This is a genomic window from Streptomyces sp. NPDC046308 (assembly GCF_055588065.1).
This window is the reverse complement of sequence record NZ_JBVJFB010000002.1, coordinates 121447-146419: the sequence shown is the minus strand read 5'-3', so window position 1 is coordinate 146419 and position 24973 is coordinate 121447. Positions and strand designations below refer to the sequence as shown.

Here is a 24973-nt window from a genome sequence, read left to right as displayed (position 1 = left end):
GCGCGCATCCTTGCACTGCCGTCGGAGGCCGTCCAGTAAGTGCCTCCTTAGTGGGAGTTGCCGTGACTTGCCCGAATCGGTCCGGACCTGGTCGTGACCACCCTGCCCAGTCTGTCACCATGGAGTCATGGGTCAGCCGGAAAGCCGGGAATCTCCGGGAGCAGAGCCGCTGGAGCTTCCACCGGGGCAGCGGCTGCAGCGGGGCTGGCCGGTCACCCATTACGGGCCCGTCCCCAAGTTCAAGCCGGACCGCTGGGAGTTCCGGGTCTTCGGCGCGACGGCCGACGGGGACAAGCACTGCTGGAACCACGAGGAGTTCACGGCCCTGCCGTTCGACTCCGTCGTGGCGGACCTGCACTGCGTCACCAAGTTCAGCATGCAGGGCGCCGAATGGGGCGGTGTGCTCGCCCGCGAGATCCTGGCCCTGGCGCCGCCCGCGCCGCAGGTCACGCACGTGATGGTGTGGGCCGAGTACGGCTTCAGCTCCAACATGCGGCTGGCCGACTTCGCTTCCGAGCGGACCGTCTTCGCCACCCACCAGGGCGGTGAACTGCTCACCGCCGAGCACGGTTTCCCCGTGCGGCTCGTGGTTCCGCACCTGTACGCCTGGAAGGGCCCCAAGTGGGTCCGCGGCGTTGAGTACATGACGGCCGACCGCCGTGGCTTCTGGGAGGAGCGCGGCTACCACAACATAGGCGACCCCTGGCGCGAGCAGCGCTACTCGTACCAGGAGGAGCCGGGGGACGGTCCCGAGGTGTAGCCTCGGCGGCCGCGGCCCCTCAGTGGTGGTACTGGTGGACGACCGCGTGTCCCTTGCCGCGGCCGATCATCCACTTGTTGACCGGGACCGTGACCACGAAGGCGACGGCGAGTGAGAGCGCGAGCACCGTCCAGAACAGCGGTTCCGAGAGGTGCGCGTCCATCGCCCCGGGCCACAGGGCGATCACTCCGTTGTCGACCAGCTCCATGACGGCAATCGAAAGGGTGTCGGCGGCCAGGGCCACCCGGACGGCCGTACGGAGGTCGACGCCGGCGGAGAGGATCCCGCGCAGGGTGAGGGCGTAGCCGAAGAAGAACGCCAGCACGATCGCCAGGATCATGGTGGCCACGTTCCCCCACCCGAGGGCCGTGCCGATGACCATGCCCAGCACCTCGCCGATGGCGCATCCGGTGAGGCAGTGGAGCGTGGCCCGGGCGGCCATGGCCCAGCTCGCCTTGCCCGCGTGGGGGCCGGCGCCGGTGCCGTGGCCGTGCCCGCCGTGGTGCTGCTGGTGTTCGTGGCTCCCGTGCTGGTCGTGGTTCCCGTGCTGTTCGTGGTCCGCGTGCGCCGGCTCCATGACGACCCCCTGATGGGAAGATGCCGAGTAACGGTGCTGTCGAAGTGACAGAACCGTATACCCCCTGGGGGTATTCCTCAAGCGATCACCGGATCACTGCGGCCCGCGCAGCTCCTTCAGCAGCGCCACGTCCGCCGCATGCCCTTCCTTGCCGCCCGGGGTCTCGGTGATCAGCGGTACGCCCTCCATCGCGGGGTGCGTGAACAGCTCGGCGAAGGCCTCCCGGCCGATGTGGCCCTGCCCGATGTTGGCGTGCCGGTCCCTGTGGGCGCCCACGCCCTCCTTGGAGTCGTTCGCGTGGACCAGCTTCAGCCGGCCCTCGCCCACGGTGTCCACCAGCAGGTCGAGCGTCACCTTCGTCCCGCCCGGCTCCGCCAGGTCGTGACCGGCCGCGAAGACGTGGCAGGTGTCCAGGCAGATCCCCAGCTTCGGGTGGTGGTCGAGCGCCTCGAAGTACGGCCCGAAGTCCCAGGTGCGCGAGCACAGCGAAGAACCCTGGCCCGCCGTCGACTCCAGCAGCAGGAAGGGGTCGTCCTCGTGCGTCAGCTCGTCCAGCAGGGGCAGCATGTGCTCCCTGACCTGCGCGTACGCCGCCTCGCGCGGCCGGCCCCCGGTCGCCGACCCGGTGTGCACGACCACGCCGAGTGCGCCGATCTCCCGGCCCCGGCGCAGTGAGTGGCGCAGCGACTCCACCGACTTCTCCACGGTGGCCTCGGTGTGCGAGCCGAAGTTGATCAGGTACGGCGCGTGCACGTACGCGGGGATCGACTCGGCCGCGCACTGCGCCCGGAACAGCTCGTCCTGGGCCGGATTGCCGACCGGGGTGGCCCAGCCGCGCGGATTGGCGACGAAGACCTGGACGGCCTCGGCGCCCATCTCGCGGGCGTAGGCCAGCCCCACCTTGGCGAGGCCCCCCGCCACGGGGACGTGCCCGCCGACCGGATTGCGTATCACTGCGGCCTACAGCCCCTTGGTCCGGACGGTGATGGTGGAGCCCTCGGGGGCGTTCAGCCCGCCCAGCACCGACTGCGAGTCCACCGTGTTGCTGAAGGAGAGGAAGGGCCGCTCCACCTTCACCTTGAAGCCGGCGGCCTCCAGTGCCCTGCGGGCCGCGTCCACGTCCTGGCCGGTCACGTTCGGGACCGGAACCGGACGCGGGCCCTTGGACACGGTCAGGGTGACCGTGTCGCCGGCCGCGGCCTGGGTGCCGGCGCCGATCGACTGGTTGGCGACCGTACCGGCCGCCGCGGGGGAGTTGACCTGCTCGGGGGCGGTCACCACCTTGAGCCCCACCGCCTCCAGGCTCGCCGTCGCCTGGTCGACGGGCAGCCCGGTCACGGTCGGGACCTGCACCGGGCGGCCCTTGCTGACGACGAGCGAGACCGCGGTGTCCGGCGGCCGCTTGTCGCCGACCGCCGGGTCGGAGCTGACCACCATGCCCTGCGCGACGTCCTGGCTGAAGGCCTGCGTGACGATGCCGGGCGCCAGCCCGGCCTTGGTCAGCTCGGCCTTGGCCTCCTCCAGCGGCCTGCCCTTGAGGTTGGGCACGGCCACGACCTCGGGGCCGCGGGAGATGGTGAGGGTCACCGCGCCGTTGCCGCGGATCCGCCGGCCGCCCGGGGGATCGGTGTTCATCACCGTCCCGCGGTCGAAGGCGTCGCTGAACTTGCGGTCGACCCCCTTCACGCCGAGACCCGCCGCGGACAGCTGGGAGCGGGCCTGCGCCTCGGTCTTGCCGAGCAGGTTCGGGACCTTCGTGAACTGGCCGGAGTTGATGTACCAGACGCCGGTGCCCACCCCGAGGGCCAGCAGCACCCCGGCGATGACCAGGAACACGCCGCGGCGGGGCCGCCCGGCGGGAGCCTGCCGGTGCGCAGCGGGCGCGGCGGGCGGCGGGGGCAGGGTCTCCAGCCGGGAGGTGAGGTTCACGGGCTGCGCGGCCACCGGGCGCGGGATCACACCCGTGCGGTCCTCCGCGGAGGACCGCACCTCGGCGCGCGCCTGCGGCGGTACGGCGTCCAGCTCGGCGTCGCTGAGCCGGCCGCGGGCCTCGAGGGTGAGGCCGAGCAGCGCGGCGGCGTCGTAGGGGCGCAGTTCCGGATTGCGCGCGGTGGCGTCCGCGACGAGCCCGTCGAGCCCGGCGGGGAGCCCCGGGACCGCGGCGGACGGCGGCGGGACGTCCTCGTTGAGGTGCTGGTAGAGGACCTGCGCGGGGTTGTCGCCGAGGTGGGGCTTGGCGCCGGTCAGCATCTCGTAGAGGACGACACCGCAGGCGTAGACGTCCACGCGGGTGTCGGCGACGCCGCTCTCGATCTGTTCGGGGGCCAGGTAGGAGACGGTGCCGAGGACGGATCCGGTGGTGTTCGTGACCGAGTCCACGGACCGGACCAGACCGAAGTCAGCGACCTTGACCCGGCCGTCGTCGCCGATCAGGACGTTCTCGGGCTTCATGTCGCGGTGGACGAAGCCGGCCCGGTGGGCGGCGCCGAGGGCGGCGAGCACGGGTTCGAGGATGTCGAGCGCGGCCCGCGGCTGGAGCGCGCCGCGCTCGCGGAGCACGTCGCGCAGGGTGCAGCCCGAGACGTACTCCATCGCGAGGTAGACGTACGGCCCGTCCGTGCCCTGGTCGAAGACGGCGACCACGTTGGGGTGCGCGAGACGGGCCACGGACTTCGCCTCACGGATGAAGCGGTCGACGAAGGCGGCGTCGGCGGCGAGGGCCGGGTGCATCACCTTCAGGGCGAGCACGCGGTCGAGGCGGGTGTCGACGGCCCGGTAGACCGTGGCCATGCCGCCGGCCGCGATGCGGGCGTCGATGCGGTAGCGGCCGTCGAGCACGCGCCCGACGAGAGGGTCATCCAGGGTCGTATCCACGCCGCGATTCTATTGGGGCGCCGCGCCCGCCCCGCCTCGGTGGTCCGCCTTGCAGCGCAGCTGTGACGTGACCTGCACCGCCGCCGGGGCTCCGGCCCCAGGCCCCGAGCCCCAAACGCCGGCGAGGCCGGCCTCTCCGGCCCGCCCGGCGCTTGAGGGCACGGGCGCGGAGCGCACATTTCAGCCCCTCTGGCACTTGTGAGCCGACGCCGGGCACATCCAGCCCCTCCGGCGTTTGAGGAGCGGGGTTCGGGGCGGAGCCCCGGTCTTTCAGCCCCGCCGGTGTGTGAGGCGCGGGCGCGGAGCGCCGTAGGGGGTCCGGGGCGGAGCCCCGGGAGCGGACCTGCGGGTCAGAACGCCGGGCGTTCGGGGTCCAGGACGGCGCGGCCCTCCGCAGGAGAGGAGGCTTCGGCGAAGCGGCGCTGCGGAATGCGCCCCGCGCGGTACGCGAGCCGCCCCGCCGAGACGGCGTCCCGCATGGCGGACGCCATCAGGACCGGCTCCTGCGCCCGCGTCACCGCGGAGGCGAGCATCACCGCCGCGCAGCCCAGCTCCATCGCCAGGGCGGCGTCCGACGCCGTGCCCGCGCCCGCGTCCAGGATGACCGGTACCGACGCCCGCTCCGTGATCAGCTCGAAGTTGTGCGGGTTGCGGATGCCCATCCCCGAGCCGATGGGGGACCCGAGCGGCATGATCGCCGCGCAGCCCACGTCCTCCAGCTTCCGCGCGAGCACCGGGTCGTCGTTCGTGTACGGGAGGACGGTGAACCCCTCGTCCACCAGGATCTCGGCGGCGTCCAGCAGCTCGACGCCGTCCGGCAGGAGGGTCCGCTCGTCCGCGACCACCTCCAGCTTGATCCAGTCCGTGCCCAGCGCCTCCCGGGCCAGCCGGGCCGTGAGCACGGCCTCGCCCGCCGTGAAGCAGCCCGCCGTGTTGGGCAGGACCGCGATGCCGAGCCCGGTCAGGACGGAGAGGACGGAGCCCTGGACCGTGGGGTCGAGGCGCCGCATCGCGACCGTGGTGAGTTCGGTGCCGGACGCCACCAGGGAGCGTTCCAGCACGTCCAGGCTCGGGGCCCCGCCCGTGCCCATGATCAGGCGGGAGGAGAAGGTCCGGCCGCCCAGGGTCAAGAGGTCGTCGGCCATGCCGCTCAGCCCCCCTGGACCGCGGTGAGGACTTCGACGCGGTCGCCGTCGCCCACCGGGGTGGCCGGCCACTGCCCGCGCGGGACCACGGTCTCGTTGAGGGCCGCCGCGACGCCGGAGGGGGCCGCGGTCAGGGTGGCGACCACCGTGTCGAGCGTGGTGCCGGCCGCGACCTCGCGCGGCTCGCCGTTGACGGAGACGGAGACGGATACGGGCAGGCTCATGCGTACGACTCCTGACGTGCGGCGGAGAACCGGCGGGGGCTGAAGGGGCGCGCGATCTCAGGAAGTTCGCCGGTGGCCAGCAGTTCGACGAGCACCTCACCGGTGAGCGGGGTCAGCAGCACCCCGTTGCGGTAGTGCCCGGTGGCCAGGTGCAGGCCCGGCAGGTCGGTCGGGCCGAGCAGCGGGGCGTTGTCGGGGGAGCCGGGGCGCAGCCCCGCCCGGGTCTCGGTGAGGGGGAGTTCGGTGATGCCGGGGACCAGCTCGTGGGCGTCGCGCAGGAGTTCGTAGACCCCGCCCGCGGTGACCGTGGTGTCCCAGCCGAGTTCCTCGCTGGTGGCGCCGACGACCAGTTCGCCGTTCTCGCGCGGCACCAGGTAGACGTGGCTGCCGCGGACGACCGCCCGGACGGTCCGGGAGAGGAACGGCGCGTAGGCCGGGGGTACCGCCAGCCGCAGGACCTGTCCCTTGACCGGCCGTACGGGAGGCACCACCTCCGGCGGTACGCCGGCCAGCCGGCCGCTGAGCGAGCCCGCCGCCAGCACCACCTGGCCGGCGCGCAGCTCCGTACCGTCGTCGAGCGCGGCCCCGGCCGCCCGGTCCGCGGTGACCAGCAGCCGTTCCACCGCCGCCCGGTGGATGGTCACGCCGGCCCGCTCGCAGGCGGCCAGCAGGGCGGCCGCGAGCCGGCGCGGGTCGACCTGGTGGTCGCCGTCCACGCGCAGGCCGCCGCGTACGCCCGGGGCGAGCATGGGCTCCAGGCGGCGGCATTCGCGGCCGGTGAGCCACTCGGACTCCAGGCCGCAGCGGCGCTGCAGCGCGTGCAGTTCCCGCAGGTGGAGGCGGTCGTCGGCGTCGAGGGCGACGGCGAGGGTGCCGCAGGTGCGGAAGCCGATGTCGATGCCGCCGCTCGCGTCGGCGAGTTCGGCGGCGAACTCGGGATACCGGGCGGCGGAGGCGAGGCCGAGGCCGAGCAGGGCCTCCTCGCCGTAGTGCAGCTCGGTGACGGGGGCGAGCATGCCGGCCGCGACCTGGGCGGCGCCGCCGCCGGGTGCCGGGTCGGCGAGCACGGTGCGCAGCCCGCGCGCCGCCGCCCGCCAGGCGGTGACCAGGCCGATGATCCCGCCCCCGATGACGAGGACGTCGGATCCCTTCAGAGATGAGTGCATGGGCGTCCAGCCCCTCCCTTCGCCGGCATGACCCGGATCAGGTTCGTACGGTCGGAGGCCGGCCAGCCTCCCTCTCAGCCCGGTGCGCCGGACTCCCGCGATAGGTACGGTGGCCAGACTAACCCGGCCGCGGACCGCCGGTAAGGCGGCACCTGTTCCTGACGGAGCGTCAGATGACTAGGGTGGCCGGGTGAGCGAGCAGACGGAACACAATCAGCGCGGCGTCGTGATCGTCGGCGCCGGAATGGCCGGGGTGCAGACCGCGGTCGCCCTCCGCGAGCAGGGCTTCGACGGCCCCCTGACCCTGCTGGGAGCCGAACCCCACCAGCCCTACGACCGCCCCCCGCTGTCCAAGGCGGTCCTGCTCGGCAAGGCCGAGGACTCCGCCTTCGACGTGGACTTCGAGGGGCTCGGCATCGAGCTGCGGCTCGGCATCGAGGTCACCGGACTGCGGGCCGCCGACCGCGAGCTGGACACCGAGGCCGGCCCCGTCCCGTACGAGGTCCTCGTGCTGGCGACCGGCGCCGAGCCGCTGACCCTGCCCGGCACCGAGGGCGTCCCGGGCGTGCACCTGCTGCGCACCCTGGACGACGCGGCCCGGCTCCGCCCGGTCCTGGCGACCGCGCCCCGGGCGGTGGTCGTCGGGGCGGGCTGGATCGGCGCCGAGTTCGCCACCGCGGCGCGCGAGGCGGGCTGCGCGGTGACCGTGGTCGAGGCGGCGGACCGGGTGCTGGCGGGAGCGCTGCCCGCCGAAGTCGCCGAGCCGATGGCGCGCTGGTACGAGGAGGCCGGGGCCGAGCTGATCACGGGCACGGAGGTGGCCGGGATCGAGGAGGGCCGCGTCCTGCTCGCGGACGGGCGCGCCCTGCCGGCCGGCGCGGTCGTCGTGGGCATCGGCGCCCGGCCCGCCACCGGCTGGCTGGCCGGGAGCGGGGTGGAACGGGGCCCCGACGGGTCGGTGACCGCGGACGCGTACCTGCGGACCTCCCTGCCCGGGGTGTACGCCGTCGGCGACTGCGCCTCCTTCCCCTCCGGGCGGTACGGGAAGCGGCTGCTCGTCCACCACTGGGACAACGCGCTCCAGGGGCCGCGGACGGTCGCGGCGAACATCCTGGCCGAGGTCGGGGTCGGGGTCGGGGCCGGGGCCGGGGCGGCGGGCGAGGTCTACGACCCGGTGCCGTACTTCTGGTCGGAGCAGTTCGGGCGCTTCGTGCAGTACGCCGGGCACCACGGCGGGGCCGACACCCTGCTCTGGCGCGGTGACCCCGCCGGGGCGGCCTGGTCGGTGTGCTGGCTGCGGGCCGGTGCGCTGGTCGCGGTCCTCGCGGTGGGCCGCCCCCGTGACGTGGCCCAGGGTCGCCGCCTGATCGAGATGGCGGTTCCCGTGGACCCGTCCAAGGTTGCGGACCCGGCCACCCCCCTGAAGTCGGCCGCCGCCTGACGGCTCCGGGGCTCCGCCCCGTACCCCGCGCCTCAAACGCCGGCGGGGCTGGATGGTGGCTGCTGTCGTCCGCCGGGTGAGGCGGGCTCGCCCACAGGGCAAATCGAGCCTCGCCGGCGTTTGAGGCGCGGGCTCCGGGGCGGAGTCCCAGGGAGGGCGGCGACCCGGACGGGCCGCCCAGGTACCGACGGCGGAGCCGAGATGGCAGGCTTGTGTCCGTGACCGAGATTGACGCAAAGATCGATGCCCTTGTCCCCTCGTGGCTGTACCTCCCCGACATCGCGGAGAAGCTGAACGTCGAGGTGACCCGGGTCCGCCAGATGGTCAAGGAAGGGCAGCTCATCGCCGTACGCCGGGGCGAGAACCGCGCCCTGCAGGTGCCGGCCCCCTTCATCGACGGTGACAAGGTCGTCAAGGGCCTGGTCGGGTTGCTGACCGTGCTGCGCGACGACCGCTTCACCGACGAGGAGATCCTGGAGTGGCTCTTCACCGAGGATCCGACCCTGCCCGGCACGCCCGTGCAGGCACTGAGCGAGAATCGCGGCACGGAGGTGAAGCGCCGCGCTCAGGCGCTCGCCCTCTGACCTGATCCGCAGTTCGCTCCACCGCGGTGTACGGGCCCCGTGCCCGTGCACCGCCTCCACCCCGGGGGGTTCACCCATGCAGCTGTCCGACGCCCGGCTCTACCTCTGCACGGACGCCCGCAAGCGGCAGGGTGACCTCCCCGAGTTCCTCGACGCCGTCCTGGCCGGAGGCGTGGACATCGTCCAGCTCCGGGACAAGGGCATGGAGGCGGGTGAGGAACTCGAACACCTCCGGGTGTTCGCCGACGCCGCGCGCCGCCACGGCAAGCTCCTCGCCGTCAACGACCGCGCCGACGTCGCCCACGCCATCGGCTCCGACGTCCTGCACCTCGGCCAGGGCGACATCCCCGTCCCCGCGGCCCGCGCCATCCTCGGCGAGGGAGTGCTGATCGGCCGTTCCTGCCATGCCGAGGACGAGGTCGACGCGGCCGTCGCCGAGCCCGGCGTGGACTACTTCTGCACCGGCCCCTGCTGGCCCACGCCCACCAAGCCCGGCCGCCACGCCCCCGGCCTCGGGCTGGTCCGGTACGCGGCCTCGCTGGAGCAGGACCGCCCCTGGTTCGCCATCGGCGGCATCGACGCCACCAACCTGGACGAGGTGCTGGACGCCGGCGCCACCCGCGTCGTGGTCGTCCGCGCCCTCACCGAGGCCACCGACCCCGGCGCGGCCGCCGCCGAGCTCGCCAAGCGCGTCCGGGACCGGCTCGGCTGAGTCCTGTCCGCCCGGACAGAGCGGGGCGCGACGCACCTAGCGCCTCGACCCCCGCCCTGACCAGAGCCGGCCCTCCAGGTGTCCAAAAACGTGTCCAAAAGGCGGACAGCGCTTCGGTGACCGGCCGGCCGCGTCTAACCTGCCCACATGGCCTCTGGTACCGCTTCCACCTGGTCGGATCGTGCCCACACGGTCCGCGACCTCCTCGCGTCCGGGCGCTCGTACTCCTTCGAGTTCTGGGCCCCGAAGACGGAGAAGGGCGAACGCAACCTCTGGAACGCCCTGCGCCGGGTCGAGGCGGTATCCCCCAGCTTCGTCTCCGTGACCTACGGAGCCGGCGGCTCCACCCGCGGCGGCACCGTGAAGGCCACCCAGGAGATCGCCGCGGACACCACGCTGACCCCCGTCGCGCACCTCACCGCCGTCGACCACTCGGTCGCCGAGCTGCGCAACGTCATCGGGCAGTTCGCCGACGCCGGGATCCGGAACATGCTCGTCGTGCGCGGAGACCCGCCGGGCGACCCGATGGGCGAGTGGGTGGCGCACCCCGAAGGCGTGCACTACGCCGCCGACCTGGTCCGCCTCGTCAAGGAGTCCGGCGACTTCTGCGTCGGCGTCGCGGCCTTCCCCGAGATGCACCCGCGTTCGACGGACTGGGACACGGACATCCGGCACTTCGTGGACAAGTGCCGCGCGGGCGCCGACTACGCGATCACCCAGATGTTCTTCGATCCGGAGAATTATCTGCGGCTGCGCGACAGCGTCGAGAAGGCGGGCTGCGAGACCCCGATCATCCCCGAGGTCATGCCTGTTGTGGCGATCAAGCAGCTCGACCGGCTGCCCCAACTCAGCAACGCGGTCTTCCCCGCGCACGTGAAAGAGCGCATGCTCGCCGTCAAGGACGACCCGGCCGCTGTACGCTCCATTGGCATCGAGTTCGCCACGGAGTTCTGCGCGCGGCTGCTGTCCGAGGGTGTCCCGGGGCTGCACTTCATCACGCTGAACAATTCCACGGCGACTCTCGAAATCTACGAGAACCTGGGCCTGCACCAGCGGGCCTGAGCGGCCGCCCCCCGTTCCCGCGCCGGCGGCCGTACCGAGAGGGGCCATGCATGGGAATGACGGTCCTCTACATCGCGTTCGGTTTCGTCGCGCTGTGGCTGCTTGCCGAGGTCCTGATGCAGTACAAGGCCCGGCTCCGCTGGCGCCTGCTCGCCTTCGCGGGCTTCCTCGGCGTGGTCGCCGGGGTGGTGCTGCCGTCGGTGCTGGTCATCGGGATCGGCGCGGCGGCGTTCGCCGTGGGCCAGACCCTGGTGACGCTCTCCTTCCGCAAGGGCTTCGTCGCCGGCTGGGCCCTGCGCCGTGGCGGGGAACCCGTACGGCAGTCCAGGCGCCGCCGCTCCGGAAGCCCGGCGCCGCGGCGGGAGCCGGCGCTCCAGGTCACCGCGCTCGCGTACGAGGACGCGGACGGGGCGGCGGACGAGCGCCCGTACCGGGCCGCGGCCGAGGAAGAGGTCTACAGCCCGGAGCCGGTCCCCGAGGACACCGGGTCCTACGGGATACAGAGCTTCACGCAGCCCCCCGAGGCCGCCCAGACGGCGGCCTTCGCCTCGCCGTTCACCACCGCTGAGCAGGACGCCCACCAGTACGCGGCGTACTACGACCAGAACCAGGGCGGCGGGTACGACTACTCCGGCGGCTACCCGACGGGCGGGCAGCAGCAGGTCTACGCCGCCTACTCGGACCCGTACATCGGCACCGGCGGCGGTGTCGCCCCGCCCCAGCCGTACGACTACACCGCGTACGCCGGCTACGGCCAGCAGCAGTACTCCACGGACACCCCGCCCGGCGGGGTCTGGGTCCCCCAGCAGCGGTCCACCGACGGGGCCGGCCAGCCCTACCCGGCGGACGAGCAGGCCGAGCCGCCGCAGCAGTACCCGTACTCCCAGCCCGGCGAGTACGAGCAGTACCGCTACTGACCCCCGCGCGGACCGGTCTCCGGACCGGTCCGCCCCACCCCGCGCGCGGTCACTGCGAGCCGCGGAACCCCGCGCCCTCCACGATCAGCCCGGCCACCAGCGCCCCCGTCATCCCGGCGTGAGGCAGCCCGCCGCCGGGGTGCGCCCAGCCGCCCGCGAGGAAGAGCCCCGGCACGTCCGTGGTGTTGGCCGGGCGGAGCAGCCGGCCGCCGGCCCCCGCGAGGGAGGGCGGCGGCACCGCGCCGCCGGGCGCACCGGTCGCCGCCTCGACATCGGCCGGCGTACGCACCTCCTGCCACAACAGCCGCTCCCGCAGCCCCTGGACGGCCTTCTCCGCGAGGTTCAGCAGTTCCCCGGGCTCCGAGGTCCCGGGCCCGTACACGGCGCTCACGGTGACCGCCTCGTGCTCCGCGTCGGGCCGGGTGGCGGGGTCGTCCGGGCGCACCACGGTGACCTGCGCCCCCGGCGTGTGCACCAGGGTGCGGTGGACGGCCGCGGCGGGGCGGGCGCCGCGCAGCGCGAGCAGCAGCGTGATCCGGCCGGGTGGCTCGGGCCCGCGGGCCGGCGCCGCGTCCGCCGGCCACAGCGGCGGGGCGACGGACAGCTGCCGGGGGTCGACCCCGCAGACCACGTGATCGGCCGCCACCTCGCTCCCGTCGGCCAGCAGCAGCCCGGCCGCGCGGCCGTCGCGGACCAGGACCTCGCGGACCTCGGCCCCGAACGTGAAGACGACCTTCCGCTCCAGGCAGCGCTCGTACACGGCGGTGGCCAGGGCGCGCATGCCGCCGCGCACGTACCAGCTGCCGAAGGTCTGCTCCATGTACGGGAGCACCGTGGCCGAACCGGGCGCGGTGGCCGGGTCGATCCCGTAGGTGCGCACGACGCCGGTCAGCAGCTCGCCGAGGGCGCCGCCCAACTCGCGGTCGGCCACCTCGCCGAGGGTCGGCGGGCGGCGGCGCAGCAGCCCGGAGCGGCGCAGGGCCGGGTACGGGTCCTCGCGCAGCGCCTGCCGGGCCCCGTCCCGCAGCGGTTCCTCCAGCAGCGGGCGGCGGGTGGCGTCCCAGGCGTCCCGGGCGCGGCCCAGCAGGGCGTTCCAGCGCTCGCCCGCGCCCTGCCCGAAGGCTGTGTCGAGGGCGGCGGCGACCCCGCCGTGCGAGGCGCCCGGCAGGGCGACGTCGATGCCGTGGCGGGGGAGGACGTGCCGGACGGCGGGGTCCGCCTGGACCAGGTCGACGCAGTCCTCCAGGGACCGCTTGCCGGTCTTCACGAACAGGTCGCGGTAGACGGCGGGCAGGTGCAGCAGCCCGGGGCCGGTGTCGAAGGCGAAGCCCTCGCGCTCGTACCGGCCGACGGCCCCGCCGTAGGTCGCCCCGCGCTCGTACACCGCCACCTGATGCCCCGCCACGGCCAGCCGGGCCGCCGTGGCCATCGCGCCCATCCCGGCGCCGATCACCGCAATTCGTGCCATGCGGCCGAGCCTATCGACCCACCGGGAGAGCGCCGGGGCCGGGCGTCGTCAGCGGGGCGGGGCCGCCCCGGTGACCTCGCGGGCCTCGGCGGCCAGCCGCTTCTCCTCGCGGCGCTGCGCGCGGCGGCGCAGGAAGCGGCGGATCCGGCTCCAGAGGAAGACGAGTATGGCCAGACCGGCCGCCAGCAGGACGGCCGCGATGACCGCGGCGGCCTGCGGGTTGAACATCGCGAAGGTGACGAGGCCGGCCACGCCGAGGTCCTCGGCGATGCTCATGCCCACGTTGGTGAACGGCTCGGGCGAGGTGTTGATCGCCATCCGGGTACCGGCCTTGACGAAATGGCTGGCCAGCGCGGTGGAACCGCCGATCGCACCGGCGGCGATGTCGGACAGCGAGCCGCTCTGCCCGGCCAGCAGCGCACCGATCACGGCCCCGGAGAGCGGGCGGATCACGGTGTGGACGGCGTCCCATATCGAGTCGACGTAGGGGACCTTGTCTGCGACCGCCTCGCAGAGGAACAGCACCGCGGCGATGATCAGCACGTCCGTGCGCTGCAAGGACGCCGGGACATCGTCGGTCAGACCGGTCCGGCCGAAGACGCCGAGCAGGAGGACCACGGCATAGGCGTTGATCCCACTGGCCCAGCCGCTGGTGAAGACCAGGGGGAGCACACTCATTGGATCATCATGTCGTACGGGCACCGGTCCGACGGGCAGAACGCGGGCATGGTGACAGAACGGGGACAGAACGGCGAGGGGACGGTCGCCCGGCGGCGGCCGTCCCCTCGCTCACGGTGTTCGGGGGCTACTGCCCCTGCTCGTCACGGCGGCGCTGCCACCGTTCCTCGATGCGGGTCATCATCGACCGACGCTGCCGGCCTCGGCCATGGGCCGAACCGTCTGCACTTCCGGAGACGGGCTGCTCGCCAGGCTTGGGTGCCTTGCGCCAACCGGTGACCACCAGGACCGTACATCCCAGCATGACGAGGAATCCCACCACGCTGATCCAGAGCACGTTCGGAATGATCACACCGGTCATGAGGAGCGCGATACCCACCACAATGCCTGCGACTGCCTGGTAGACCCGTCGCCGGGTGTACGTACGCAGTCCGCTTCCCTCAAGCGCTGTCGCGAACTTGGGATCTTCGGCGTACAGCGCTCGCTCCATCTGCTCGAGCATTCGCTGCTCGTGCTCCGAGAGCGGCACGGGAGTCCTCCTCATCCGTCGGTCGCGGGGGGTAGCGACCAGGGGTCCCCTTCAGGATAGGCGGGGAATCGCCCCCGTGACACCCGCCCTCTACGCCACGTTCCAAAAAGACACACAGCCCAGAAAAGACAACAGCTGGTAAAGCCACTGCTCGAAAACCGTACCGCCGCGGGAGCGGTCACTGAGGCGCTTATTCCCCAATGGTCCGTCCACCATGCCGGTCACTGCACTCGATCATACGGGGCCGACCGCCGGAACGTAGGGTCTGCGGCCGACTCCGTGCGCGGAAGATCGCAGTTCAGGACTGCTTCTGGCCGAGTACGTGCAGCTGGGTGGCGACCGCGTGGAAGGCGGGCAGCTCCGCCGCGGCCTCCTCCAGACGCAGCAGCGCCTCCACCGCGCCCGGCTCGGTGTCCACCAGGACCCCGGGGACGAGGTCGGCGAAGATCCGCACGCCGTGGACGGCGCCGACGGCCAGACCGGATCCGCCGACGAGCTCGGAGAGCTGTTCGGCGGTGAAGCGCCGCGGCACCGGGTCGCCGGAGCCCCAGCGGCCGGCCGGGTCGGTCAGGGCGGTACGGGCCTCGGTGAAGTGCCCGGCCAGCGCGCGGGCGAGCACCGCTCCGCCGAGGCCGGCGGCCAGCAGGCTGAGCGTGCCGCCGGGCCGCAGGGCCGCGACGGCGTTGGCCACGCCCTCGGCCGGGTCGTCCACGTACTCCAGCACGCCGTGGCAGAGCACCACGTCGTACGCCTCCCGCTCGACCACGTCCAACAGGCCCTGGGCATCGCCCTGGACGCCGCGGACCAGGTCGGCGACGCCGGCCTCGGACACCCGGCGCTCCAGCCCGAACAGCGCGTTCGGGCTGGGGTCGACCACAGTGACCCGGTGGCCCAGACGGGCCACCGGCACGGCGAACTTGCCGGTGCCGCCACCGGTGTCGAGCACGTCCAGCACGTCCTGCCCGGTCGCCTTCACCCGGCGGTCGAGCGCCTCCTTGAGGACCTCCCACACCACGGCGGTGCGAAGGGAGGCGCGGGGGCGGGAAGTGTCCGACACGGCTGATGGCTCCTCGGCGCGGTAGGGAAGGGGTGAGCGGTCCGTGCCCCACCCCGGTCTACCTTATGGCCTTCCGCAGCCGGGCAGCTCATCGCGCGTCAGGACGCTCCGGGCGCGGTTGCGGCAGGGCCTGCTCCAGGCTCGGGGCGGGTGCCCGGACGGCGAGCATCCGCTCCACCAGGCGCAGGAACATCGAGGCGGCGCGCACCAGATCGTCCGCGTCCCGGCCGCTCGCCGCGTCCGCTATGCCCGCCTCGGCCCTGGCCCGGCGGGCCGCACCCGAGGCGAACAGCGCGCTCCACTCGGCGAGCTCCGGCGCCAGCTCGGGCAGCAGCTCCCACGCGCTGCGGATCCGGGGCCGCCGCCGCGGGTTCACCGGCTCGGGCCGGCCGCGCGCGGCGAGCACGGCCGCGGCGGTGCGCAGGGCGGCCAGGTGGGCGGTGGCGTACCGCTCGTTGGGCCGGGTCAGCAGGGCGGCCTCGGTCAGGCCGCTGCGGGCCTTGGCGAGCAGGTCGAGCGCCGCCGGATCGGCCGTCGACTTGCGCAGGACGGGGTGGACAGGGGACGGGGACGGTGTGGCCATGACGAACCTCCTGTCGATGCGTTGCCCCCATCGTGACCCGCCCCACTGACAATCGCCCTGACCTGCACTTTTACGGGCGTATCCGGTGCAACTGCCCCCTCCCGCACACCTGGTGCGCAAGAGGGTGCTAGTTTTTGAACTGACCGGTCAGTTCAAAAAGAAGGGGGACGGCGTGGACAGCCCGCACGGCGCGGCCGTCAAGGCCGAGGACTTCGGACTCAAGGGCCCGCGCGGCTGGGTGTTCCGGGGAATCGGCATCGACGCGGCGCCCGGCTCGCTCATCGCGGTCGAAGGCCCCTCCGGCAGCGGCCGGACCTGCCTGCTCCTGGCCCTCACCGGACGGATGAAGGCCACTCAGGGCCACGCCGAGATCGACCAGCACCGGCTGCCGAAGAAGATGGCCGCCGTCCGCCGGATCGCCGCCCTCGCCCACGTCCCCGGGGTCAACGACCTCGACCAGGCCCTCACCGTCGCGGAACAGCTGCGCGAGGGCGCCCTGCTCCAGCGCCGCTACGACGCCCCGGTGCGCGCCCTGCTGCGGCCCCGCGCCGAGCGCCGCGCCCGCGCCGCGGCCCGGATCGACGAGGCCCTGGCCACCGCCGGACTGGACCTCGCCACCCTGCCCAAGGGCGAGCGCACCTCCGTACGGGACCTGGAACGCCTGGAGGCCGTACGGCTCTCCGTCGCCATCGCCCTGCTGGGGTCCCCGCGGCTGCTGGCCCTCGACGACCTCGACCTCAAGCTCTCGGACACCGAGCGCACCGAGGCCTGGGCCCTGCTCCGCTCGATCGCCGCCCGCGGGACCACGGTCCTCGCGGTGTGCAGCGAGGCGCCGGCCGACGCGGTGGTCCTGCGGACCTCCCCGAAGGAGCCGGACGCGGCGGACGCACCGGAGGCAGCGGAAGCACCCCAGGCACCGCAGGCACCGGAGGCGCCCGTCACCGGCACCACGGCGGCCGCCGACCGGAAGATCACCTGGGGAAGCGCCGCCCAGAGCGCCCCCGAGGCCGAGGCCGAGACCGAGGCCGAGACCGAAGCCGATGCGCACGCCGGCCCGGACACCGCCGCCACCGCCGGCAACGACACCGCGAACGACGACACGAAGGGGGCGGACGATGAGGTCGCCGAAGCTGGCCGCGCTTGAGATGAAGCGGTTCGGGCGGGGGAAGCTGCCCGTCGCCGCCCTCATCGCACTGCTCCTGCTCCCGCTGCTCTACGGAGCCCTGTACCTCTGGTCCTTCTGGGACCCGTACCACCGCCTCGACAAGGTGCCCGTCGCCCTCGTCAACTCCGACCGCGGCGCGACCGTCGACGGCAAGCACCTGGACGCGGGCGGTGAGCTCGCCAAGAAGCTCCGCGACAGCAGGACCTTCGACTGGCGCGAGGTAAGCCCCAAGGAGGCGGCCAAGGGCCTGGAGAACGGGACGTACTACCTGACCCTGACCATGCCCGAGGACTTCAGCGCGAAGATCGCCTCCAGCGCGGGCGAGGACCCCGCCACCGGAGCCCTCCAGGTCCGCACCAACGACTCCAACAACTACGTCGTCGGCTCCATCTCGCGCTCCGTCTTCTCCGAGGTCCGCTCGGCGGCGTCCGCCAACGCCTCCCGCGGCTTCCTCGACAAGATCTTCGTCAACTTCTCCGACCTGCACGACAAGACCGCCGAGGCCGCCGACGGCGCCGACAAGCTCAAGGACGGGGCGGGCAAGGCCCAGGAGGGCGCGAAGGAGCTCGCCGAGGGCCTCGACACGGCGGAGGAGAAGACCGGCGAGCTCAACAGCGGCCTGAAGAAGCTCAACACGGCCGCCGGGAAGCTGGAGACCGGGTCGAAGGACGTCGCCGACGGCACCCAGGCCCTCGCCGACAAGGTCAACGGAGCGGCCGACAAGGCCCGCCCGTTCGTCAAGGACCCCAAGAACCTGGCGGACACGGCCGAGCTGGTCGCGGACAGCGCGAAGGTGGTCAACGGTCACCTCGACACGTTCGCCGCGAAGGCACCGGCCGCCGCGGCCGCCGCCAAGCGGGCCTCCACCGGCGCGGACGCCTACTACACCAAGCACTGCGTCACCCCCGGCGCCGAACCGCACCTCGCCTCCTGCCCCGACCTGAAGAAGGTCAGGGACGACGCGGCCGAGGCGGCCGAACTCGCCGGTGACGTCAGTGCCCTCGTCAAGAACGCCAACGGGGACGTCGGCAAGCTCCGCACCCAGCTGACCGACCTGGAGAAGAAGGCCCGGGAACTGGTCGTCAAGGCGCCGCAGCTCGCGGGCGACCTCGACGCGGCCGTGGCCAAGGTCAACGCCCTCAACACCGGCGCCCACAAGGTCGCCACCGGCATGGCCCAGCTGCACACCGGCCTCGGCTCCGCCACCACCGGCTCGGGCAAGCTCAGCGACGGAGTCGGCAAGCTCGGCGACGGCGCCCACCGCCTCGACGGGGGCATGTACAAGCTCGTCGACGGCACCGGCGAGCTCGCCGGCGGCCTGCACGAGGGCGCGGGCAAGATCCCCGACTACGACGAGCAGCAGCGCGACGCCCGCACCGAGGTCATGGCCGACCCGATCAGGCTCGCCAACCAGTCCCTGCACAAGGCGCCCAACTACGGCACCGGCTTCGCGCCCTACTTCATCCCGCTCTCCCTCTGGGTCGGCGCGATGGTCGCCTACATGCTGATCGCGCCCATGAACCGGCGGGCCCTGTCCGCCGGCGCCTCGCCCTGGCGGATCGCCCTCGCGGGCTGGCTGCCCGTGGTGGGGATCGGCGCCGCCCAGGTCGGGCTGCTGATGTCCGTGCTCCGGTGGGCCCCCGACCTCGGCCTGAAGATGGCCCACCCGGCCCTCACCATCACCTTCCTGCTGCTGGTCAGCGCCTGCTTCGCGGCGATCATCCAGTGGCTCAACGCCAAGTTCGGCGCTGCCGGGCGGATCCTCGTACTCGCCGTCCTGATGCTCCAGCTGACCTCCGCCGGCGGCACCTACCCCGTGCAGACCAGCCCGGGCTTCTTCAACGCCGTCCACCCTTACCTGCCGATGTCGTACGTGGTCGAGAGCCTGCGCCGCCTCATCACCGGCGGCGACCTCGGCCCGGTGTGGCAGGGATTCGCGGTCCTCGCGGCCTTCACCGTCGGAGCGCTCGCCCTGACCTCGCTCGCCGCCCGCGGCAAGCAGGTGTGGACCATGGACCGACTGCACCCCGAACTGAGCCTGTAGGGACGTGTTGACCTGTGACAATCAGCGCCATGGACAGCAGCAGCACCGGTACGGGTACCGGCGGGGCCCGTCGGCAGGCGACCCGGCAGAAGCTCTACGAAGCGGCCGTCACCCTCATCGCGGAACAGGGGTTCTCCGCGACCACCGTCGATGAGATCGCCGAACGGGCGGGCGTCGCGAAGGGCACCGTCTACTACAACTTCGCGAGCAAGAACGACCTCTTCGAGGAGCTGCTGCGGCACGGCGTCGGGCTGCTGACGGCCTCGCTGCGGGCGGCGGCGGAGGAGACGGAGGCGCGCGGCGGCAGCCGCGTCGAGGCGCTCGACGCGATGATCCGCGCCGGCCTGGTCTTCATCGACCGCTACCCGGCCTTCACCCAGCTGTACGTCGCCGAGCTGTGGCGGACCAACCGCGCGTGGCAGTCCACGCTGATGGTGGTCCGGCAGGAGGCGGTGGCCGTCGTGGAGAAGGTGCTGCGGGAAGGCGTCGACCGCGGTGAGCTGAGCGCCGAGATCGACGTGCCGCTCACCGCGGCCGCGATGGTCGGGATGGTGCTGGTGGCCGCGCTGGACTGGCAGTCCTTCCAGAGCGAGCGGTCGCTCGACGACGTCCACTCGGCGCTGTCGCTGCTGCTGCGGGGCCGGGTCAGCGGCAACCGCTGAGCCCGTACGCCGCGGCGAGCACCCCCCGGTCGGCGGTGCCGCCCGGGCGCGGCAGCCCGTACAACTGGTGGGGCCTGCCGCGACGGCTGAGTATCCGTACCTAGGCGCGGAGATGAGTACGTGCGCGGATGGCTCCCACCTGCGCAGACGCCAGGATGGGAGCAACGGACAGGAGACCCGGTCCGCACCGCCGACACGGGGCTGCGGAGCGGACCGGGTACCTCCTCCCGTGGCCGGACGGGGGACACGTGACCGGCGACGCAGTACGCGAACGCGGCGGGGCTCGGGGGGATCGAGCCTCGCCGCGTTCTCGCGTCCGCGGGTCCGGCAGCCTCCTCTGGGCTCGGCCCGGCGCCCCTCACGGCCCGGGCCCGCCCCGCACCCCGCGCCTCAATCGCCGGCGGGGCTGAAAGACCTGGGGCTCCGCCCCGGACCCCGCTCCTCAAACGCCGGAGGGGCTGGATGAGCCGGGCGGAGCCCAGGAAGCGGACCCTAGCCGCGGCCCCGGAGCGGGAGCCGGAGGCGGGCGGCGGTGAGGCGGGCGGCGGTCAGCCGGGCCGAGATCCACGAGGTCACCGCGGACCAGCGGGCCGAGGCCGCCCAGCCGAGGCGGGTGGCCGAGCGGGGGAGGAGCAGGGCGCGCAGGCGGGCCGGGCGGCTCACCGCGGCCAGCAGGCCCGTGCGGGTCAGCAGCACGTCGTCCGCCAGCTCCGGGTACGAGACCTCCGCGCCCGGCGGCGCGTACAGGGCCCGTTCCACCGCGCCCGCGACCCGGTGGACCGCGGCCGCCGCCTCCGGATCCAGGTGGCCCAGGTCCACGACCCGGTCCGCGGCCCGGCGCGGGGACAGCGCCTCGTCCGGGACCACGCCCACGTCCCAGGCGGCGTCGCCCAGCTCCCGCCACGCCGTCAGGACCTCCCCGGTCCCCAGGCGGCGGGCCCGCAGCCGGCTGCGCCACAGCAGCGGCAGCAGTGGCAGGGCCAGGATCGCCAGCACGGCCGCCGTCCAGCCGAGGACCGTCATCAGCGACGGCCCGTCGCCGTGGGCCGGGCCCTGCGCGGCCGCAGGCGTCCCGCACTCGCCGAGCTTCTGCAGCGCGGGCGGGCACTCGGCGGACGCCGAGGGCGCCGCCGACGGCTGCGCGGAGCTCTGCGAGGGCACCGGCGCCGGCGCGGACGGCTGCTGGGCCGCCGGGGTCTGCGGCCGGGAGTAGTCCGGCACGTTGATGCCGGAGCGCGGCGTCGGCTCGAACCGCGTCCAGCCCACGCCCTCGAAGTACAGCTCCGGCCAGGCGTGCGCGTCCCGCATCGACACGTTCACGCTGCCGTCGGACTGCTTCTCACCGGGTGTGAAGCCCACCGCCACCCGCGCGGGGATGCCCAGGCTGCGGGACATCGCCGCCATCGAGAAGGCGAAGTGGATGCAGAAGCCCTCCTTGTCGGCGAGGAACCGCGCGACCGCCTGCGGGCCCGTGCCGGAGGACGTCCTCGTGTTGTAGCGGAAGCCACCGTTCACGGCGAAGTAGTCCTGCAGCCTCACCGCCCGCGTGTAGTCGTCCTTCGCCCCCTGCGTCACCTGGCGGGCCGTGTCGGCGACCACCGGCGGCAGGTTGTCCGGCACCTTGGTGTACTCGTCGCGGATGGCCCGGTCCGGCTCCGGGGCCTTCTGCAGCTGCTGGGCCGTCGGCCTCAGCAGCAGGCTCTGCACCGAGTAGCCCGCGCCCTGGACGTTCTGGAACTTGTCCCTGCCCAGCTGGTCGCCGACCAGGGTCCGGCCGGCGGGCTCGAACCGCCACTTCCCGTCGATCTTCACCGAGGTCGCGGGATAGGGCATGGGGAGGTAGCGCTGCGTGTAGCCGTCCGCGACCGAGACGGTGGTGGTCACCTCCGTCGAGGTCACCCGCACCTGGTCGCTGAGCCCCGTCGGCTTCGGCAGCACCTCGGGGACATCGGTCAGGGCCCGCCCGGAGGCCTCCCACTTGACGCCGTTGAACTCGTCCAGCGCGACGATCCGCAGGTACTGCTCGCTCTGCTGCGGGCTGTTCGTCCGGTACTTGAGGATGACCCGGTTGTCCTGCGTGTTCAGGTTGTTCTGCAGGGAGACCAGCGGGTTGACCGCCGAGATGGTCCCGCCCGCACCGGTGCCGTCCTCGCCGCCGTCCTGACCGCCGCCCAGCAGCCCGCCGCCGAGCGCCGGCAGGGCCGCCGGCACCGCCAGCGCCACGCCCAGGGCCACCGCGCCGATCCGCCGTCCGAACCGGGCCGGGGCCGTCGCCTGCCCGCCCGCGCCACTGCTCAGACCGGAGTCGGCGGCGCCCTTGCCGCGCGGGGCCGCGCCGAAGACCCGGCCCCACTGGGCGAGCCGGTCGCGGCCCTCGGCCAGCAGCATCAGCAGGTACCCGCAGCCCGCCAGGAGGAAGGAGAACCAGGAGGCCTCCCCGCCGCCCGACAGACCCGCGGCCACCGAGTACAGGGCGAGCAGCGGCAGTCCGGCCGCGGCGGCCGTCCGCGCGGCCACCGCCAGCGTGTCCACGAGCAGCCCGATCAGCAGCACGCCGGACACCAGCAGCAGCCGGATGCCGTCCGTCAGCGGGGCCGGGATCGCGTACTCGCCCACGTCCCGGACGCCCTGTCCGAACAGCGAGCCGAAATCGTCCACCAGGTAGGCCAGCGGCCCGCTCCCCGTGGACTCGCCCTTGCCGGCGAAGAGGAACACGAGCAGCAGCAGGGACACCAGCAGCTGCGCGGCCACGGTCAGCGACCGCGCCAGCGGCACCCGCCGGGCCCCGGCCCCCACCGCGCTCTGGACGCCCAGCAGCAGCGCCCCCTGCAGCAGCCAGGCCTGGGACTCGACCAGCGGGGCCAGCGACCACGAGGTGAGCAGCGTCGCCAGTGCCGCGAACAGCGTCAGTTTCGCCCGCCCGCTCATGCCCGACCTCCGGAAGTCCCCGTACCGACGCGAGCGGTACCGGCCTGTCGCCACAGCTCGCCGAAGGCCACCCCGGGCGGGGCGGCCAGCGCCGTCCAGCCCGCGTCGCGCAGCCTGCGCAGCCGTTCCTCCAGCGGGGGCACGGCGTGCCCGGGTGCGGGCTGCCCGCCCCAGGACGCGGAGTCCAGTACGAAGGCCACCGCACCCGAGGTGCGCTGGCGCATCCTGGCCGCCAGTTCCGTCTGTACGTCGTCCAGGTCGCCGAGGAAGGCGATGAGGAGCCCGTCACCGCCGGCTCCGCCGAAGCCGCCCGCGCCGGCGCCGCGCACCGCGTCGTAGGCCCGCGAGAGCCCGGCGCCGTCGGAGTGCCCGATCACCGCGAGGGTGTCCATCATCAGCCCGGCGGCCTCCGCGGACTCCTGGCCGCCGGCGGTGAAGCCGCCCCCGCCGTCGCCGGGTACCGAGTCCCCGGTGTCCGTGAGCAGCCGTACGGAAAAGCTCTGCTCCAGCACGTGCACGAGGCTGGAGGCGGCCGCCGAGACGGCCCATTCGAAGGCGGAGTCGGGGCCGGCGCCGTCGAAGGCGAGGCGCCGGGTGTCCAGCAGGACGGTGGCGCGGCTGCGCTGCGGCTGTTCCTCGCGGCGGACCATCAGCTCGCCGTAGCGGGCCGTGGAGCGCCAGTGCACCCGGCGCAGGTCGTCGCCGCGCCGGTAGCCGCGCGGGATCACGTCGTCGTCGCCGGCCAGCGCCAGCGAGCGGCGGCTGCCGTCGCCGTAGCCGTTGGACTCGCCGGTCAGCCGGACCGGCGGCAGGGGCTCGGTGCGCGGGATGACGGTGAGGGTGTCGTAGGTGCTGAAGGAGCGGGTCAGCTCGACCAGTCCGAAGGGGTCGGTCAGCCGCAGCTGGAGCGGGCCCAGCGGATAGCGGCCGCGCAGGTCGGAGCGGACCCGGTAGGACACCTCGCGCCGTCCGCCGGGCTCGACCCGGTCCAGGACGAAGCGGGGGCGCGGGCCCAGGACGTAGGGCACCCGGTCCTGGAGCATCAGCAGGCCGGTGGGCAGCCGGGAGACGTTGTCCATGCGCAGCTGCACCCGGGCCTCGGCGCCCGCGGGCACCCGTCCCGGGCTCAGCCGGCGGCTGCCGGAGACGCGGTGGCGGGTGCGGTGCAGGGCGTAGACGCAGATCAGCGGCAGGACGGCGAGCAGCAGGCCGACGCGGAGCAGCTCGCCCTGGCCCAGGACGTAGGCGCAGGCGGCCGCGGCTATCCCGGCGGCCAGGAACGAGCGGCCGCGGGTCGTCAGCCCGGACAGCGAAGCGCGGAACCCGCCGCCGTCCCCCGGGCCGCCGGCGCCGCGCGGGGCACCGGCGCTCATCAGAAGCCCCGGATGCCCGCGCCGGGCGGCATCTCGCCGCGGGCGTGCGCGGCCGGGACGGGGGTGCGCTGCAGGATGTCGTGGACGACCTGCTCGGCGGTGCGCCGGTTCAGCTGGGCCTGCGCGGTGGGCAGCAGCCGGTGCGCGAGGACCGGGGCGGCGAGCGCCTGGACGTCGTCGGGCAGGACGTAGTCCCGGCCGGCGAGCGCGGCGGAGGCCTTCACGGCGCGCAGCAGGTGCAGCGTGGCGCGGGGTGAGGCGCCGAGCCGCAGGTCGGGGTGGCTGCGGGTGGCGGCGACGAGGTCGACGACGTAGCGCCGGACGGGCTCGGCCACGTACACCTCGCGGACGGCCTCGATGAGCTTGATGATGTCGTGGGCGTGCGCGACGGCCGTCAGGTCGTCGAGCGGGGAGACCCCGCCGTGCACGTCGAGCATCTGGAGCTCGGCCTCGGGGCTGGGGTAGCCGACGGAGACGCGGGCCATGAAGCGGTCGCGCTGGGCCTCGGGCAGCGGGTACGTGCCCTCCATCTCCACCGGGTTCTGGGTGGCGACGACCATGAAGGGGCTGGGCAGCGTGTAGGTCGTGCCGTCGATGGTGACCTGGCGCTCCTCCATCGACTCCAGCAGCGCCGACTGGGTCTTCGGCGAGGCGCGGTTGATCTCGTCGCCGATGACGATCTGCGCGAAGATCGCGCCCGGCTTGAACTCGAACTCGCGGCGCTGCTGGTCGTAGATGCTGACACCGGTGATGTCGGAGGGCAGCAGGTCGGGCGTGAACTGGATGCGCTGTACCGAGCAGTCGATGGACTTCGCGAGCGTCTTGGCGAGCATCGTCTTGCCGACGCCGGGTACGTCCTCGATCAGCAGGTGCCCCTCGGCGAGCAGCACGGTGAGCGCGAGGCGTACGACCTCGGGCTTGCCCTCGATCACGCTCTCGACCGACTGGCGCACCCGCTCCGCCGTGCTGGTCAGATCCGCGAGGCTCGCTCGGTCGTCATACGTCGTCACCTTGGTTCTCCTCG

The 24973-nt window shown here is 73.6% G+C and carries 23 protein-coding genes and 1 riboswitch; of the genes, 9 read left to right on the top strand and 14 right to left on the bottom strand.

Features of this window, described 5'->3' with window-relative positions; translation table 11 throughout:
* Positions 1–127: 127 nt before the first annotated feature.
* Positions 128–760: a sulfite oxidase-like oxidoreductase gene (locus ACZ6JT_RS08110; protein WP_469208500.1), complete on the top strand. Its 633-nt coding sequence runs from the start codon at positions 128–130 to the stop codon at positions 758–760.
* A 19-nt stretch (positions 761–779) separates the two neighbouring features.
* Here the strand turns inward: ACZ6JT_RS08110 and ACZ6JT_RS08105 are convergent, their stop codons facing one another.
* From ACZ6JT_RS08105 to thiO, 6 genes are all read right to left on the bottom strand, one after another.
* Positions 780–1337: a DUF4396 domain-containing protein gene (locus ACZ6JT_RS08105; protein WP_469208498.1), complete on the bottom strand. Its 558-nt coding sequence runs from the start codon at positions 1335–1337 to the stop codon at positions 780–782.
* A gap of 93 nt (positions 1338–1430) precedes the next feature.
* Entirely contained in the window at positions 1431–2288 is an 858-nt protein-coding gene (locus tag ACZ6JT_RS08100) for a deoxyribonuclease IV (protein WP_469209580.1), read from the bottom strand.
* Positions 2289–2297: 9 nt separating this feature from the next.
* Entirely contained in the window at positions 2298–4211 is a 1914-nt protein-coding gene (gene pknB, locus ACZ6JT_RS08095) for a Stk1 family PASTA domain-containing Ser/Thr kinase (protein WP_469208496.1), read from the bottom strand.
* A 350-nt stretch (positions 4212–4561) separates the two neighbouring features.
* Positions 4562–5356, bottom strand: coding sequence for a thiazole synthase (locus ACZ6JT_RS08090; RefSeq protein ID WP_469208494.1), 795 nt, complete (start codon positions 5354–5356; stop codon positions 4562–4564).
* A 5-nt stretch (positions 5357–5361) separates the two neighbouring features.
* Positions 5362–5580, bottom strand: a complete 219-nt coding sequence (gene thiS, locus ACZ6JT_RS08085) for a sulfur carrier protein ThiS (protein ID WP_469208492.1) — start codon at positions 5578–5580, stop codon at positions 5362–5364.
* Entirely contained in the window at positions 5577–6746 is a 1170-nt protein-coding gene (gene thiO, locus ACZ6JT_RS08080; RefSeq protein WP_469208490.1) for a glycine oxidase ThiO, read from the bottom strand. Before thiO ends, thiS begins: the two co-directional genes overlap by 4 nt.
* Positions 6744–6855, bottom strand: a riboswitch (TPP riboswitch). Its footprint overlaps the gene before it by 3 nt.
* An 81-nt stretch (positions 6856–6936) precedes the next feature.
* Here thiO and ACZ6JT_RS08075 point away from each other — a divergent pair.
* From ACZ6JT_RS08075 to ACZ6JT_RS08055, 5 genes are all read left to right on the top strand, one after another.
* A complete protein-coding gene (locus ACZ6JT_RS08075; RefSeq protein WP_469208488.1) occupies positions 6937–8187 on the top strand; it encodes an NAD(P)/FAD-dependent oxidoreductase in 1251 nt (416 codons plus the stop codon).
* A 218-nt stretch (positions 8188–8405) separates the two neighbouring features.
* On the top strand, positions 8406–8771 hold the full coding sequence (locus ACZ6JT_RS08070; RefSeq protein WP_469208486.1) for an Rv2175c family DNA-binding protein: 366 nt from the start codon (positions 8406–8408) through the stop codon (positions 8769–8771).
* A gap of 76 nt (positions 8772–8847) precedes the next feature.
* A complete protein-coding gene (thiE, locus tag ACZ6JT_RS08065) occupies positions 8848–9483 on the top strand; it encodes a thiamine phosphate synthase (RefSeq protein WP_469208483.1) in 636 nt (211 codons plus the stop codon).
* 147 nt (positions 9484–9630) lie between these two features.
* On the top strand, positions 9631–10545 hold the full coding sequence (metF, locus tag ACZ6JT_RS08060) for a methylenetetrahydrofolate reductase [NAD(P)H] (RefSeq protein WP_365478653.1): 915 nt from the start codon (positions 9631–9633) through the stop codon (positions 10543–10545).
* Between the two features lie 50 nt (positions 10546–10595).
* Entirely contained in the window at positions 10596–11462 is an 867-nt protein-coding gene (locus ACZ6JT_RS08055; RefSeq protein WP_469208481.1) for a hypothetical protein, read from the top strand.
* Positions 11463–11511: 49 nt separating this feature from the next.
* Here ACZ6JT_RS08055 and ACZ6JT_RS08050 read toward each other — a convergent pair whose 3' ends face one another.
* From ACZ6JT_RS08050 to ACZ6JT_RS08030, 5 genes are all read right to left on the bottom strand, one after another.
* Positions 11512–12930, bottom strand: a complete 1419-nt coding sequence (locus ACZ6JT_RS08050) for a phytoene desaturase family protein (RefSeq protein ID WP_469208479.1) — start codon at positions 12928–12930, stop codon at positions 11512–11514.
* A 48-nt stretch (positions 12931–12978) separates the two neighbouring features.
* Positions 12979–13608, bottom strand: coding sequence for a DUF4126 domain-containing protein (locus ACZ6JT_RS08045; RefSeq protein WP_469208477.1), 630 nt, complete (start codon positions 13606–13608; stop codon positions 12979–12981).
* Positions 13609–13735: 127 nt separating this feature from the next.
* Positions 13736–14137, bottom strand: coding sequence for a DUF3040 domain-containing protein (locus ACZ6JT_RS08040; RefSeq protein ID WP_469208475.1), 402 nt, complete (start codon positions 14135–14137; stop codon positions 13736–13738).
* Positions 14138–14435: 298 nt separating this feature from the next.
* Positions 14436–15194 (bottom strand): class I SAM-dependent methyltransferase, encoded by a 759-nt coding sequence (locus ACZ6JT_RS08035; protein ID WP_469208473.1) that lies wholly within the window; start codon positions 15192–15194, stop codon positions 14436–14438.
* Positions 15195–15282: 88 nt separating this feature from the next.
* Positions 15283–15777 carry an SAV_6107 family HEPN domain-containing protein gene (locus ACZ6JT_RS08030; RefSeq protein WP_365478668.1) on the bottom strand — a complete coding sequence of 165 codons (495 nt, stop codon included), beginning with the start codon at positions 15775–15777 and terminating at the stop codon, positions 15283–15285.
* Between the two features lie 172 nt (positions 15778–15949).
* Here ACZ6JT_RS08030 and ACZ6JT_RS08025 point away from each other — a divergent pair, with 172 nt between their 5' ends.
* Genes ACZ6JT_RS08025 through ACZ6JT_RS08015 form a run of 3 tightly spaced genes read left to right on the top strand, consistent with a single transcriptional unit; the run spans position 15950 to position 19648 of the window.
* A complete protein-coding gene (locus ACZ6JT_RS08025) occupies positions 15950–16921 on the top strand; it encodes an ATP-binding cassette domain-containing protein (protein WP_469208470.1) in 972 nt (323 codons plus the stop codon).
* Positions 16893–18986, top strand: a complete 2094-nt coding sequence (locus ACZ6JT_RS08020; protein ID WP_469208468.1) for a YhgE/Pip family protein — start codon at positions 16893–16895, stop codon at positions 18984–18986. Before ACZ6JT_RS08025 ends, ACZ6JT_RS08020 begins: the two co-directional genes overlap by 29 nt.
* Positions 18987–19015: 29 nt before the next feature.
* On the top strand, positions 19016–19648 hold the full coding sequence (locus ACZ6JT_RS08015; RefSeq protein WP_469208466.1) for a TetR/AcrR family transcriptional regulator: 633 nt from the start codon (positions 19016–19018) through the stop codon (positions 19646–19648).
* Positions 19649–20140: 492 nt separating this feature from the next.
* Here the strand turns inward: ACZ6JT_RS08015 and ACZ6JT_RS08010 are convergent, their stop codons facing one another.
* Genes ACZ6JT_RS08010 through ACZ6JT_RS08000 form a run of 3 tightly spaced genes read right to left on the bottom strand, consistent with a single transcriptional unit; the run spans position 20141 to position 24959 of the window.
* On the bottom strand, positions 20141–22576 hold the full coding sequence (locus ACZ6JT_RS08010) for a transglutaminase TgpA family protein (RefSeq protein ID WP_469208463.1): 2436 nt from the start codon (positions 22574–22576) through the stop codon (positions 20141–20143).
* Positions 22573–23949 carry a DUF58 domain-containing protein gene (locus tag ACZ6JT_RS08005; protein ID WP_469208461.1) on the bottom strand — a complete coding sequence of 459 codons (1377 nt, stop codon included), beginning with the start codon at positions 23947–23949 and terminating at the stop codon, positions 22573–22575. Before ACZ6JT_RS08005 ends, ACZ6JT_RS08010 begins: the two co-directional genes overlap by 4 nt.
* Positions 23949–24959, bottom strand: coding sequence for an AAA family ATPase (locus ACZ6JT_RS08000; protein WP_037805485.1), 1011 nt, complete (start codon positions 24957–24959; stop codon positions 23949–23951). The genes ACZ6JT_RS08005 and ACZ6JT_RS08000 overlap by 1 nt, the downstream gene beginning before the upstream one ends.
* Between the last annotated feature and the right edge of the window lie 14 nt (positions 24960–24973).